Annotated in this window: 12 protein-coding genes; 2 read left to right on the top strand and 10 right to left on the bottom strand. The window is 63.5% G+C overall.

Annotation, left to right across the window (positions count from 1 at the left end):
- Nucleotides 1-148: 148 nt before the first annotated feature.
- Both C5L13_RS26045 and cobA read right to left on the bottom strand, forming a co-directional pair.
- Nucleotides 149-1462, bottom strand: a complete 1314-nt coding sequence (locus C5L13_RS26045; protein WP_105386184.1) for a cobyrinate a,c-diamide synthase — start codon at nt 1460-1462, stop codon at nt 149-151.
- Complete coding sequence (gene cobA, locus C5L13_RS26040; protein ID WP_105386183.1) at nt 1459-2241, bottom strand: uroporphyrinogen-III C-methyltransferase; 783 nt, start codon at nt 2239-2241, stop codon at nt 1459-1461. The genes C5L13_RS26045 and cobA overlap by 4 nt, the downstream gene beginning before the upstream one ends.
- Before the next feature lie 52 nt (nt 2242-2293).
- On the opposite strand from cobA, the gene C5L13_RS26035 reads away from it, so the two are divergent.
- A complete protein-coding gene (locus C5L13_RS26035; RefSeq protein WP_105386182.1) occupies nt 2294-3403 on the top strand; it encodes a cobalt-precorrin-5B (C(1))-methyltransferase in 1110 nt (369 codons plus the stop codon).
- Here C5L13_RS26035 and cobM read toward each other — a convergent pair.
- Genes cobM through cbiE form a run of 3 tightly spaced genes read right to left on the bottom strand, consistent with a single transcriptional unit; the run spans nt 3379 to nt 5808 of the window.
- Nucleotides 3379-4176, bottom strand: a complete 798-nt coding sequence (cobM, locus tag C5L13_RS26030; protein ID WP_105386181.1) for a precorrin-4 C(11)-methyltransferase — start codon at nt 4174-4176, stop codon at nt 3379-3381. The two genes, C5L13_RS26035 and cobM, sit on opposite strands and share 25 nt — an antisense overlap.
- The gene (locus C5L13_RS26025; protein WP_105386180.1) at nt 4173-4559 is read right to left on the bottom strand and encodes a cobalamin biosynthesis protein; all 387 of its coding nucleotides are present in this window, start codon (nt 4557-4559) and stop codon (nt 4173-4175) included. Before C5L13_RS26025 ends, cobM begins: the two co-directional genes overlap by 4 nt.
- Nucleotides 4560-4563: 4 nt before the next feature.
- The gene (gene cbiE / locus C5L13_RS26020) at nt 4564-5808 is read right to left on the bottom strand and encodes a precorrin-6y C5,15-methyltransferase (decarboxylating) subunit CbiE (protein ID WP_105386179.1); all 1245 of its coding nucleotides are present in this window, start codon (nt 5806-5808) and stop codon (nt 4564-4566) included.
- Between the two features lies 1 nt (nt 5809).
- On the opposite strand from cbiE, the gene C5L13_RS26015 reads away from it, so the two are divergent.
- Entirely contained in the window at nt 5810-6565 is a 756-nt protein-coding gene (locus tag C5L13_RS26015) for a cobalt-precorrin-6A reductase (protein WP_105386178.1), read from the top strand.
- Here C5L13_RS26015 and C5L13_RS26010 read toward each other — a convergent pair.
- The 5 genes from C5L13_RS26010 to cobN are packed head-to-tail and all read right to left on the bottom strand — an operon-like array spanning nt 6541 to nt 13277.
- A complete protein-coding gene (locus C5L13_RS26010) occupies nt 6541-7305 on the bottom strand; it encodes a precorrin-3B C(17)-methyltransferase (RefSeq protein WP_105386177.1) in 765 nt (254 codons plus the stop codon). The genes C5L13_RS26015 and C5L13_RS26010 overlap by 25 nt on opposite strands.
- Nucleotides 7302-8054: a precorrin-2 C(20)-methyltransferase gene (locus C5L13_RS26005; RefSeq protein ID WP_105386176.1), complete on the bottom strand. Its 753-nt coding sequence runs from the start codon at nt 8052-8054 to the stop codon at nt 7302-7304. Before C5L13_RS26005 ends, C5L13_RS26010 begins: the two co-directional genes overlap by 4 nt.
- On the bottom strand, nt 8051-8680 hold the full coding sequence (locus C5L13_RS26000) for a precorrin-8X methylmutase (RefSeq protein WP_105386175.1): 630 nt from the start codon (nt 8678-8680) through the stop codon (nt 8051-8053). Before C5L13_RS26000 ends, C5L13_RS26005 begins: the two co-directional genes overlap by 4 nt.
- Nucleotides 8677-9990, bottom strand: a complete 1314-nt coding sequence (gene cobG, locus C5L13_RS25995) for a precorrin-3B synthase (RefSeq protein ID WP_105386174.1) — start codon at nt 9988-9990, stop codon at nt 8677-8679. The genes C5L13_RS26000 and cobG overlap by 4 nt, the downstream gene beginning before the upstream one ends.
- Nucleotides 9987-13277, bottom strand: a complete 3291-nt coding sequence (cobN, locus tag C5L13_RS25990; protein WP_105386173.1) for a cobaltochelatase subunit CobN — start codon at nt 13275-13277, stop codon at nt 9987-9989. The genes cobG and cobN overlap by 4 nt, the downstream gene beginning before the upstream one ends.
- Between the last annotated feature and the right edge of the window lie 12 nt (nt 13278-13289).

Here is a 13289-nt window from a genome sequence, read left to right as displayed (position 1 = left end):
CCGCTGGCGAAGTCTTTTCAAGGATTAAGGTTCGGATCGCTATGATGCGCTGCATTCGATGCGACATAAAGTGCCACCGATGCGACGGTTTGCGCTGCGGGTCCAGAAATGCCGCAATCTTCGCTTGTCCGCAACCCGCGCGGAACGCTCAGCCCCGTGCGATGGCGTGAAAGAACGTGCCGCTGACAAGGCCGCGGCGACCGCCCGATGGTCCGATTTCCTTGCCGGTCCCATCGGCGATGGCGGCAAGCGGCTCGTCGGTTCCCGGCGAAACCACGCTCGCATAGTGGAATTCATGGCCGCGGGCGGTTTCTCCGGCTGTTCCGATAGGACTGTCGGCATAAAGCTTTGCCTGCCGGTAGCCGAGATTCATCTTGCGCCGGGCGAAACTGGTGCGATGGGACAAAAGCCCGGTCATGGCATGCGTCACGCCTTCGGCATCCTCCAGCGTTTCGCCGAGCACCATATAGCCACCGCATTCGCCGTGAACGGGTTTCGTCTCGGCAAACCGTGTGATTCCCGTTCTGAAATTGTCCGCGGCGGCCAGCTTTCCGGCATGCAGTTCCGGATAACCTCCCGGTAGCCAGCATAGATCGCAATCGAGGGAAGGCGCCTCGTCGGCTAGCGGGGAGAAGGGAACGAGTTCCGCGCCGGCCTCGCGCCAGCCGCGGAGGAGATGCGGGTAGAGGAAGGTGAAAGCCGCATCCTGCGCCAGTGCGATCCGCTGTCCGGGAGGAGGCAGAGCCTTTTCCGGCAGTCCGGCCGGTATGTCAAAAGGCGTGGCTGCAGCGAAGATGGCATCGAGATCGAGCGAGGCTTCCATGGCATCGGCCAGCCTTTCGATATGCGCATCCATTTCCGGATGTTCGTTCGCCTGCACCAGCCCGAGATGTCGCTCGGGCAGGATCAGCGTCGGGTCCCGCAGGATCGTCCCGACGACCGGCAGTCCGATCGCCTCGATCGCTTCGCCACTGAGTTTTTTGTGCCGCTCGCTGCCGGCGCGGTTCAGGATGCAGCCCGCGATCCGAACTGCGGGATCGTAGTGGGCGAAGCCATAGGCGATCACGGCGGCGGTCTGCGATTGACCCGACACATCAAGGACCAGCAGGATCGGCAGTCCGAAGAGTCGGGCCAGATCGGAAGCCGCACCGGAGCGGTTCGGCTCGCCGACGATGCCGTCGAACAGGCCCATCGCGCTTTCGATCAGGATAAGGTCTGCGTCCTCGGCCTGTTGCCGCGCCAGATGCCGCAGGAGATCCGGCGCCATGGCCCAACTGTCGAGGTTGAGGCCCGGCAGATGGGTCGCAGCCTCATGAAAACCCGGATCAATATAGTCAGGTCCGGTCTTGATGCCGCGCACCCTCACGCCACGCCGCGCAAAAGCCCGCAACAGACCGATCGTGACGCTTGTCTTGCCGGAACCGGAACGCGGCGCACCGATGATAAGTGCGCGGGCCGTCATGGTGTGCTCCCTGGCGTCAGGATTTCCCGCATGGACACGATGCCACCGATGACAATCAGCGCGGGGGCTGAAAAATTCTGCCGCCGGACCTCCTCTTCCACGGTGCCGAGCGTCGCGACCAGCGTTTTCTCTTCGGCAGTGGTGGCCGACATCACCACCGCCGCAGGTGTATCGGACGGAAGACCACCCTCCATCAGCAGACGCGTAATATCGCCGATCATCTTCAGTCCCATATAGATGACAATCGGTTCGCCCAGTCGGGCGAGCGCCACCCAATCCAGATCGTCCTCCGTGCCCGCCGCGTGGCCGGTCGCAAGAGTTATGGAGCGGCTGATCCCCCGCATGGTCGCCGGAATCCGCGCCGATGCGAGCGCCGCCAGAGCGGATGTCATGCCGGGAAGCACGCGGAACGGAATGCCTGCCTTGACGAGCGCTTCGGCTTCTTCACCGCCGCGGCCGAAAATGAACGGATCCCCGCCCTTCAACCTCAGAACGCGCTTGCCTGCCTGCGCCAGTTCGATCAGCGAGGAGGTGATATTTTCCTGGGTTGCGGAAGGTTTGCCGCCGCGTTTGCCGGCGAACAGCAGTTCTGCCTGCTTGCCGAGCGATAGCACATCTTGCGACACGAGTGCATCGTAGACGATGCAATCCGCCTTGGAGAGCGCATCGGCCACTTCCAGCGTCAGATAGCGGGGGTGGCCCGGACCTGCGCCAGCCAGCCAGACATGCCCGGGCTCGAAGGCCGGAGCTGCGACAATCTTCTCGATACTTTCATTCATAGGCGAACCTTTGGCCGGTGACGCATGACACCGGTCGATATATAGAAACGGCATGGAAGAGGATGGCAAGAACCTGCGCCGTGGCTGGACCACGGGAACCTGTGCGGCGGCGGCCAGCAAGGCTGCATGTCTTGCGCTTCTTTCCGGCAGATTTCCTGACATGGTGGAGGTGACGCTGCCCGGAGGTCAGCGGCCGAGCTTTGCCCTGGCCATGGAAGAGCAGGGAGAGGGGTTTGCCAGAGCCGGCATCATCAAAGATGCGGGCGACGATCCGGACGTCACCCACGGGGCCCTGATCATGAGCACCGTTCGACGCGGCGTTCCCGGCAGCGGCATCACCTTCAAGGCCGGCCCCGGCGTTGGGACCGTGACGCGACCAGGCCTGCCGTTGCCACCAGGCGAGCCGTCCATCAACCCCGTGCCGCGCAGGATGATCGCGCAGGCAATCTGCGAGGTGGCGAGTGGTGAGATCGATTTCGAGGTGGAGATTTCCGTCGCCGATGGCGAGAAGATTGCCGAAAAGACGCTGAACGGCCGGCTCGGCATCATGGGTGGCATCTCGATCCTCGGCACGACCGGGATCGTCATTCCCTTTTCCTGTTCGTCCTGGATCCACTCCATCTGGCGCGGCATCGATGTGGCGCGAGCCGCCGGTCTCGATCATGTGGCTGGCGCGACCGGCAATACGTCCGAAAGGGCCGCTCAGGCCCATCACGGCCTGCCGGAGATCGCTCTGATCGACATGGGCGATTTCGTTGGCGGCATGCTCAAATATCTGCGTGATCACCCGGTGCCGAAGGTCACCATTGCGGGCGGCGTCGCCAAGATGACCAAGCTCGCCCAGGGCATGCTCGACGTGCATTCCAAACGCGGCCTCGCCGATCTCGAAGCCTTGGCGAAAGTCGCGGCCGATGCCGGAGCGGATGCCGAGATCGTCGCTCGCCTTGCTTCGGCCAATACCGTGGCACATGCTTTTTCGCTTGCCACCGAAAGCGGTCTTCCTCTGGGGGACCACATCGCCGGGCTTGCCTGGAATACCGCGGCCAAAGTCCTTCACAGTCGCGAAATCGCGCTGGAAATCCTGGTCTTCGACCGCGAGGGTCGGTTGGTCGGCCAAACCCCGTTTACGCCGTCCGATCATTCGGAATCCTTGTCCGTCTGATCTTTGCCGGCCTCGGGCCAGCCGGGCCGGAAGCGGCGTACATAGTCCGCATTGTAAAGCTGGCTTTCGGCGAAATCGGTCGCTCCCAATGCCTTGCCGATAAAGATCAAGGCCGTGCGTTCTGCCGGTTCTGCAGCAAGCCTGGCTTCGATATCGGCGAGCGTCCCGCGGATGATCCGCTCTTCTGGCCAGGAGGCGCGCACAACGATCGCCACTGGGCAGTCAGGCCCATAGAGAGGCGTCAGTTCCGCCACGACCTTGTCGAGGGCGTGGACGGCGAGATGGATAGCCAGCGTTGCACCTGTAGCGCCGAACGCGGCCAATGTCTCGCCTGCGGGCATTTTCGACGCACGGCCTGACACCCGGGTCAGTACCAAGCTCTGCGCGACCTCCGGGATCGTCAGCTCACGCTTGAGCGCCGCTGCCGCTGCCGCGAAGGATGGCACACCTGGTGTCAGCGTGTAGTCTATGCCGTGTTTTTCCAGACGGCGGATCTGTTCGGCGACTGCGCTCCAGACCGAAAGATCGCCGGAATGCAGTCGGGCCACATCCTTGCCCGCCTTGTGGGCCGCGACATATTCCGCTTCGATGTCATCGAGCGAGAGCGAGCCGGTATCGACGATCCGTGCGTCTTTCGGGCAGTAGTCCAGCAGTTCCTTCGGCATGATGGAGCCGGCATACAGGCACACCGGCGATCGCGCGAGGATATCGCGGCCGCGTACGGTGATGAGGTCCGCGGCACCCGGTCCGGCGCCGATAAAATGTACCGTCATACCTCTTCCTTCGTTGCCGCCAGGGCACAGGTAGCGCCGTTGGCTATCAACCGCGGAACAAGGATCTCCGATCGATCGCCGGCGACGGCCAGGGCGGCTGCTTCGGAGAGGCTGGAGGAAGGCGTCTTTGCCAGGCTATGACGGGATACCGTTTTGGTGCGGGGTTCTGCCTGCAGCAGCGCCTCGTCCTCCACGATATGCAGCGGCAAGCCCAGCTTTTGCGCAAGCTCGAGGATGCCGGCTTCGTCGCGCTTGATTTCGCCGGTCGCCAATGCGGCGATGGATTCACGTGAAATTTGTGCTGCTGCGCACGCCGCATCCAGTGCCGACAAGACTTCATCCGAAGTGCTGCCTTTACGGCAACCCAATCCCGCCACGATCATTCTCTTATCCCTGTTTTACCCATGTCCATTGCATCACCGGCATTGCCGGTTTCCAACCGTGCATTGCCCCGATCGGAGCCACTCGTGAAACGTCAATCCGGATAAGATTGCCACCAAGGCGCCTATGAACGCCGAGAAGTACGGCCTCCATTTCAAGGGTCACGGCATTGGCGACGAGCCGTCCGCCCGGCGTCAGGGACGCAATAGCCGCGTCGAGCACGCCGGGCTCGCTCCCACCGCCGCCGATGAAGATCGCATCAGGCGTCGGCAGACCGATCAAGACGATAGGCGCTTCTCCCTCGACGACGCGCAGTCCGGGTACCCCGAACGTGGATGCGTTTCTTCCGATCCGCGCCGCTCGTTCTCCATTCGCCTCGATCGCGATCGCCTTCATCGAAGGATCGGCCAGCATCCATTCAATGCCGATCGAGCCGGAGCCGGCGCCGATATCCCAGAGAACTTCGCCCCGTCGCGGCCCCAGTGCCGAAAGCGTGAGGGCCCTGATCTCGCGCTTGGTGATCTGCCCGTCATGCTCAAACAGTCCGTCGTCCAGTCCGAAGGCGCGCGGCAGGATGCGGGCGCCGGCCTCCGCCGCTACGTCCACTGCTACGACATTGAGGACGTTGATATCCCCCAATGCAAATTCATTTGCCTGGCTCCATCGAACACGTTCCGCCGCGCCGCCGAGCGCCTCCAGAACCGCCATCTGCGAGCGACCGAAACCGGTCTTCGTCAGCAGCGCCGCCAGCTCTGCCGGCCCTTTCTCGTCGGAGGTCAGTGCGATTATTCGCCGGCCTGGATGCAGAAGCGGCCGGATGAGATCGAGCGGACGCCCGTGCAGGGATACGGTCTCGATCTCCTGCAGCGGCCAGCCAAGTTTGGAGGCCGCAAGGGAAAATGCCGAAGGAGCAGGGTAAGCGGTAAACTCTTCCGCCGGGACATGATGCGACAGTGTGGCGCCGACGCCGAAGAAGAAGGGATCGCCTGAGGCAAGCACGCAGACTTTTCGGCCCCGCAGCGCCACGACGTCGCGCATGGCGGCATCGAAAGGAGTGGGCCATGGGCGTGCCTCGCCGGTTATCGCGGGGGCCGCCAGTTCCAGATGCCGCCTTCCGCCGAAGACGACGGAAGCGGAGGAAATCGCAGCGCGGGCGTTCTCGCCGAGGCCGTTTAAACCGTCCTCGCCGATGCCGACGATGGACAGCCAGCGGCTTTGGTTTAAAGCTCTTTCTGCTGATTCAGGAGGCATCTTGTTACACTCCATCCTCATTCTCGGCGGCACGGCGGAGGCCAGAAAACTGGCCGAGAGACTTGCCGGCGATCCGCGCTTCATCACGACGCTGTCGCTTGCCGGCCGCACGCGCGCACCGGCCGAGCAGCCCGTTCCCGTGCGGGTGGGCGGTTTCGGCGGGGCCGCGGGCCTGGCCGCCTATATCAGAGAAAAAGGCGTTACCATTCTGATCGACGCGACGCATCCTTACGCCGCGCAAATTTCGCGAAACGCTGCTGAGGCCGCCGGGCTTGCGAATGTGCCGCTCATCGCGTTGCGGCGGCCTGCCTGGACGCGAGAGGCCGGTAACCGCTGGATCGAGGTCGACAGTATCACAGGCGCCGTCAAAGCGTTGGGCGAGACGCCTCGCAAGGTCTTCCTGACTCTCGGACGGCAGGAATTGTTGCCATTCGAAGCGGCCCCGCAGCATCGGTATCTGATTCGCAGCGTCGATCCCGTGGAGCCGCCGCTCGATGTACCGCATGCGATCTACCTGACGTCGCGCGGTCCTTTTGCCAAGGCCAGCGAGGCGCAGCTGCTTGCGGAGCACGGGATCGAATTGATCGTTGCCAAGAACAGCGGTGGCCCCTCGAGCTACGGCAAGATCGCAGCCGCCAGGCAACTTGGTGTCGAGGTGATCATGGTCCGCCGCCCGGTCCTGCCGGACGTGCCGTCCGTCGAGGCCATAGAGGATATGCTTGCGTGGCTCGATCATGCGCCGGCGCCCTTGAAGTAACGGGGCGAATAGACGAGCGGGCGCTGCCCGTCCCGTTCAATCAACTTCGTTTCTGCGGTCCCGACGATAATACAGGTGGCCATGTCGGCCATTCCGCTTTCGGCCTGTGACAGGGGCACGATCCGGATTGCCTCATCCGGGCGACCGGCGGCGCGTCCAAAAATAACAGGTACTTCGCCAGGGAGATGGCGGCGAAGAAGCGCGAAGGCATCTCCCAATTGGTGTGGGCGGGCCTTGCTGACCGGATTGTAGAAGGCCATGACGAAACCCGCCTCGGCTGCCGCGATCAGGCGCTTCTCGATGACATCCCAGGGCTTCAGGTTATTGGAAAGCGAGATGGCGCAGAAATCGTGACCGAGGGGTGCTCCGGCCTTGGCGGCGACCGCCAGCATGGCGGTTACCCCCGGCACCACGGAAAAGTCGATGTCCCGCCATTCGGCCGGCCCTTCGTCGATCGCCTCGCAGACCGCGGCCGCCATGGCGAAAACTCCCGGATCGCCTCCGGAAACGACACAGACCCTGCCGCCCTTCGCCGCCCTTTCGAGGGCTGCGCGCGCACGGGCAAGTTCTTCCCGGTTGTCGGAAGCGTGCCGCCGCTGGTCCGGCCGGAGGTCGAGACGGTCGATATAGGGAAAATATCCGAAAAAATCGCCTGCGTCCGCAACGGCCGCAAGCGCCTCCGCTGTCATCTGTTCAGGACTTCCCGGACCAAGGCCAACGACGGTCAGCTTTCCGCTCATCGATCCACTCCGGGTCGCGTCTTCCAGCCGGGTACGAGGACAATGGAAAAGTAAGGTGCGGGGCTCTGGTCGCGATCTTCAAGCTTCTGGGCCGCGCCATTCGCCATGGTGCCGCGTTCCACGTAGAGCGCGCTCGACAGCTTGCCGACCGAGGTGAGCGCCCGACGGATCTTCGGAAGATTGCGCCCGACCTTCATGATCACTGCGCCGTCCGTGTCCTTCAGTCGCTCGACCAGTTTGTCTTCCGGGAGGGTGCCGGGCAGCACGCTGAGGATGTCGTCGCCCTGGACAAGCGGCAGGCCGGTCATCGACCAGCAGCCGGACATGGCCGTGACGCCGGCGATCACCTCCGCCTGATAGCGACCGCTGAGCCGCACATGCAGATGCATGTAGGAGCCATAAAATAGCGGATCCCCTTCGCTCAGCACGGCAACGTTCTTGCCCGCATCGAGATGTGCGGCGATCTCTTCGGCCGAGCGATCGAAGAAATCGGCGATCGGACCACGGTAATCCGCCTCGTCCTTGTTCGTTTCCACTGTGACCGGGTAAACGAGCGGCAGCTCCAATGTCCCGGAACGAATATGGGCCTCCACGATAGCGCGACCGTTGCCGGTGCTGCCTTTCTTGCAGAAGAAGGCGATCACATCAGCCTCGTTGATGGCCCGGACCGCTTTCAGCGTCAGGAGTTCAGGATCGCCCGGCCCGGTGCCGACGCCCGTCAGTCTGCCTTTGAGGATCGCCGCGTTCAAAGTCCTGCCCTCGCGAGCGCGTTGACGCAGGCCGCGGTCATCGCCGAACCGCCCAGGCGGCCGCGTACGACGGCAAAGGGAATGCCGAGCGTCGTTTCCATCAGCGCTTCCTTGGATTCGGCAGCGCCCACGAAACCGACCGGCATGCCGATGATCGCAGCAGGGCACGGCGCGCCGGCATCCAGCATTTCGAGGAGGCGGAAAAGCGCGGTCGGCGCGTTGCCGATCGCCACCAGTGCGCCATCCATCTCGTCCCACAAATCGAGGGCGGCGGCAGATCGGGTATTGCCGATCGTTTTCGCAAGCTCGATCGTCCGGCTGTCGCGGAGCGTGCAGATCACCTCGTTGTGTGCGGGCAGACGTGCCCGGGTGATGCCATGCGCTACCATCTCGGCATCGCAATAGATCGGCTTGCCCGCATGCAGCGCCCCGCGCGCCCGGGTCACGAAGTCCTTCGAAAAGCGAAAATGCCCGGCCGCCTCCACGAGCCCGCAGGCATGGATCATGCGCACCGCAATCTCTGCCTGATCGCCGGAAAACGACGAGAGGTCGGCCTCTTCGCGAATGATCGCAAAGGACTTTTCATAGATGGCGTCGCCTTCGCGGATGTAGTCGTAGCTGTTCATGGTCGTCCTGACATGGCTGCTGCGGCGAGCCGGTCGGTCCCGAGCCGGGCAAGGCAAGCGGCGGAATTTTCCCCCGCGCGCCTTTCCGATCTGACGAGATCGGCAAGGCGGCGAAGCGTGGCTTTGGTATCGGCAATTGTGATGTCGGCAAAGGGTAAATCGGTCGCTTTCCCTTGGGCGATCAATGAAAGGCCTGCAGGGCTGCCGCAAAGGGCAAGCGCAGTCGGTCCCGGGTGGGCGCAGCCTTTCGGGCAGCCGGAGATGTGCAGCTTGAATGATCCGTCGAGCAGATCGGTCCATTCGCCGCCGGCCTCGCGAGCCACATCATGAGTGGCGATCGTGGCCGACCGGCAAGCCGGACTGCCGGGGCAGGCCGCTATATGACCGCGCGGATCGGCCTCCGACGTGATGAAGCCGTTTTCTGCCGCGAAGAGTGCGAGGGCGCGGCATGCCTGGCTGCCGCCGAAAAACAGCAGGGAATGATCCAGGGCGGGCTTCACGAATCGGATTCCTAGCCGCTCGGCCGCCAGGCAAAGTGCAATGACATCCTCGGTTTTCGACTGGGCGAAGGCAGGTCCGATCCCAACAGCATGGAGTTCGTCCGCAAGCGCAAACAGGTCGAATGGAGAGGTGGCAGGGAGATCGCCGCCGTCACGCGGCAGGTTGACCGCCAGATCTCGTCCTCGGGCTCCGTTCCCCATGGAAGCGAGCGTTCGAAGCAGATCGAGCGCCGCCGAAACAGCGTCGGCTTCGGAAAGCACGGCGAGCACGCCGGCGGATGTCTCCGAACCGCCCAGGAGAAGCTTCCAGCTGATATCATCGCCCATCTTCACGGCGACCAGGCGGATATCCGCCAGGAGATGGGAAAGCCGCAGCCGGCCATGCCCATCCACAATGACCGACATTTTGGGCGCCAGGCCAGCGATATCCCGGGCGCCTAGTCGAATAGCGTCCGCAATCGGGTGCGGATCGGCGATCTCGGTATCGTCCCGGCCCGCAAGCGGCGGTGTTTCTACCGCAAGCCCTTCGCGCAGCGGCAGGTTCAAGGCTCGCACGTCGCCTTCGAGCAAAGATGCGGATACCTCATTCAGTCCCCGGATTTGCAGGTTGCCGCGGGCGGAAATGTCGAGAATGCCGTTGCCGTGGATGCGGGCAAGCCGGGAGAGATCGGCCAGCTGCCGAGGCGATATCGCATCGGTCAGCGCCACGCGGGCAAGCAAACCGTCGCCGGTCATCATTGGCGCGGAAAGCGCAGGGCAGGCGCCGCGCCGCATGTCCGTGGTCGTCCGGTTGAGCGAGAGGGCCGTCATGCGACCTCCCTTGCCAGCATTTCGAGTTCCGCATCCACCGAGTTGCGGCGCGGATGCCAAAGCCCCCGGCGAAGCGCGGAGCGGAACCGTTCGCTCATATGGCGCAAGCCTTCCGGGTTCTGGCTGATCAGGAAATCACGAACCTTTTCGTCACCGATGTAGGCGTCGTAGGTTGCTTCTATCAGCGACTGCGGGATGGCGCGGGTCGTCTCCGCAAAACCAATCAGCCGGTCCACGGTCTCGACCAATTCGGCCGCGCCGCGGGGTCCGTGACGCATCTGACCGGCGATGAAGCGCGGATTAACGGCGCGAGCTCGGACCACACGGGTCACGGCTTCGGAGATCGATCGAGCTTTCGGTTTCTGCGGATCGGTCGTGTCGAGAGCGATGACATCCGCCTTGCCCCCCAAAGCCGCAACAGCGGCGGAAAATCCACCGATGAAAGCGACATCGGCGGAACCGTCCAGCAGGTCGCGGCCCGGATCGTCGCCGGTATGGACGAGCAGATCGGCCGATCCGACTTGTCCGGCAAATTTCCCGGGCACCTGAAATGCCTCACCCTCGGCGCCGCCGAAAGCATGGCTGGTGGCATCGAGATAGATGCGGCCAAGTTCCTCGCGTTCAACCCAGGTGCCGTCGGCCAGTTTTTCCTCAATGCCGGAACCGTAGGTGCCCGGCGCCGAACCGAAGATACGCGGCGGGACTTGGCCGAGTTTCCGTGCCTCTTCGGCCAGCGGATTGTCGCCCGGTGCTTCCTCACGCGCGGCGATTGCCCGCATGGCGGCATCCAGCAAAGCGATCAGAGCCGGGAACATGTCGCGGAAGAGTCCGGAGATTCTGAGTGTTACGTCGATGCGCGGACGACCGAGCTGAGCCGGAGGCAGAACTTCGATGCCGGTCACCCGACCGGTCGCTGTGTCCTGCACCGGCCTTGCGCCCATCAAGGCGAGCACCTGGGCCACTTCCTCGCCGCCGCTTCTGAGCGATGCGCTGCCCCAGAGATCGAAGACGAGGCTTTTGGGCCAATCGCCATGATCCTGCAGGTAACGGCGCAGGATTTCGTCGGCTGCGCGTTTTCCCAGTTCGAAGGCGGTCGGCGTCGGCAGGGTGCGGGGATCGCTGGCGAAGAGGTTGCGCCCGGTCGGCATCACATCAAGGCGACCGCGCGCCGGTGCGCCGGAGGGGCCGGGGCGGATGTGTATTCCGTCCAGCGCATCGATCAAGGCCTGCCGCTCGGCCTCGGCGCTCCGTATCCGCAATGGATCGTCATCGCCAGGTGCGATCTGTCCGAAGACGTGCTGGCCGTCCTTGATTGCAAAATCCTTGAGATCGCAAAGAAAGGCGTCGATTCGGGTAAGAGCCGTATCGGGATCGTCGTCGTGGGAAACGCCGGCCTCGGTTGCCAGTTCCGTGTCGCGGGCGGTCTCGACGATCAGCTTTGCCAGCCGGTCCCGCCGCCGCCGATCCAGACCGTCTGCCTGCGCGTATTCATCGACCAGCAGTTCGAGCTTTTTCTGCTCATCCGACAGGCCGGCGCCCGTCAGAACGGGGGGCAGGTGCCCGATGGTAACGGCGGAAATCCGGCGCTTGGCGACTGCCGCCTCGCCGGGATTGGAAACGATGAAAGGATAGATAACCGGCAGGCCGCCGGTGACGATCTCCGGAAAACAATCTTTCGACAGCGCCACCGTCTTGCCGGGCAGCCATTCAAGTGTGCCATGCGCGCCGACATGGACAACAGCGTGAGCGCCGATCGTCTCGCGCATCCACTGGCCGAAGGCGATCAGTGCATGGCGGGGCGGAAGATCGGGGTCGTGATAATCGGCACGACGATCGGCATTGCGGCCCCGGTCCGGCGCGAGTGCCACGGTGATGTTACCGAAATGCGCGGCGCGGAAGCGGTAGTCTCCGTCTTCCGCATCTTCGTCCATCTCAGGCAAGCCCAAGGCGTCTTCGGAGGCGGGTGACGAGCGATAGGCGGCGAGCGAATAGGCGCCGGCTTTCGCCGACACCCGAATCAGAAGATCTCTTGTCGTCTCCGGAATGTCCGAGACGGAGTAGCCGGCTAAGGAAAGCTGGTGCAGCATCGACAGCACGCTTTGCGGTACGTCGAGGCCGACGGCATACCCCGTTCGGCCAGGCGCGCTTGGGTAGTCAGGTAGCAGGATGACGATCTTGCGACGCGCCGGTACCGTCCGTTTCAGGCGCAGAAAGGCGGAAATGCGATCGGCCACCTGTTCGACCCGATCCGGCTCAGGCTGATTGACCAGATTGGCGGAATTTTCACCGGCCTTGAAGGAGATTGCGCCGACGAGGATGCGGCCATCCAGTTCCGGCAAGACGACATGCATGGCGAGGTCTGCAGGGTTCAGGCCGCGCCGGCCTTCCGCCCAGCCCTCTCGCCGGGTCGTGGCGACCACGACCTGGAAGACCGGAACGCCTGCCCGATCGAACAGCGTCTCGCCCTTTTCATCGGCGCTGCTGGCGAAGGCTGTGGTTGCGATGATCGCGGCCGGCTCGTTTTTCGCCATTGCCTGTTCCACAAAGGCGACCGCATCTGCGTCCTTCAAACCGCTGACGAAGATCGGAACAGGCGCGAAACCGCGTAAAACCAGCGCTTCGAACAGCGCATCGATCGGTGCCGCATCATTGGCGAGCAGCATGGAGCGATAGAAAAGGATCGGCAGGCGGGGCGAGCCTGCAGCGATATCCGTCAGCAGCTCGCTCGCCTCGACGATGCCGTGCCCCGGTTTGTAAAATCCAGCCTTCGGCACAGGTGCCGCTTGCGATAGCGCTTCGGTATGGCCGGTTGCGAGCGCTGCCAGCCGTCGCGCCAGAAGCCGCATATTTTCCGGCCCACCCTCGCGAAAACAGGCGAGGATGCCGGCAAGCGCCTCGTCCGAAACCGTCGAGGCTGCGGCCAGCCGATCGTCGCGGATGCTGCATTCGCCGGGCAGCAGCGCCAGCGCAATCTTCTTGCGCCGCGCCAGCCGGGAAAGCTCTTCCACGCCATAGGCCCAGCGGTCATAGCCACCGAGGATGCGCACGAGAATCACGCGGGCATGCGCAGCCGTCTTTTCTATCCATAGATCCACGGACATCGGGTGGCGAAGATCGGAAAGATTGGCCAGCCGCAAGCCCGGCCGATCTTCGTGCCAAGCGGCAGCGATACCGTTCAGATCGCTGCCGGAAAACGATAGCACCAACACATCGGCCGGCGACTGGTTAAGGTCGACCGGTTCGATCAGGTCGTCGAGCGACGACGATGTGGTGGCGAGTATATGCATTCCTTTTCTTCA

The organism is Neorhizobium alkalisoli, assembly GCF_002968635.1.
Lineage (GTDB): Bacteria > Pseudomonadota > Alphaproteobacteria > Rhizobiales > Rhizobiaceae > Neorhizobium > Neorhizobium alkalisoli.
Note: the sequence above shows the minus strand (reverse complement) of the source record. Positions and strands in the feature narration are given on the sequence as shown.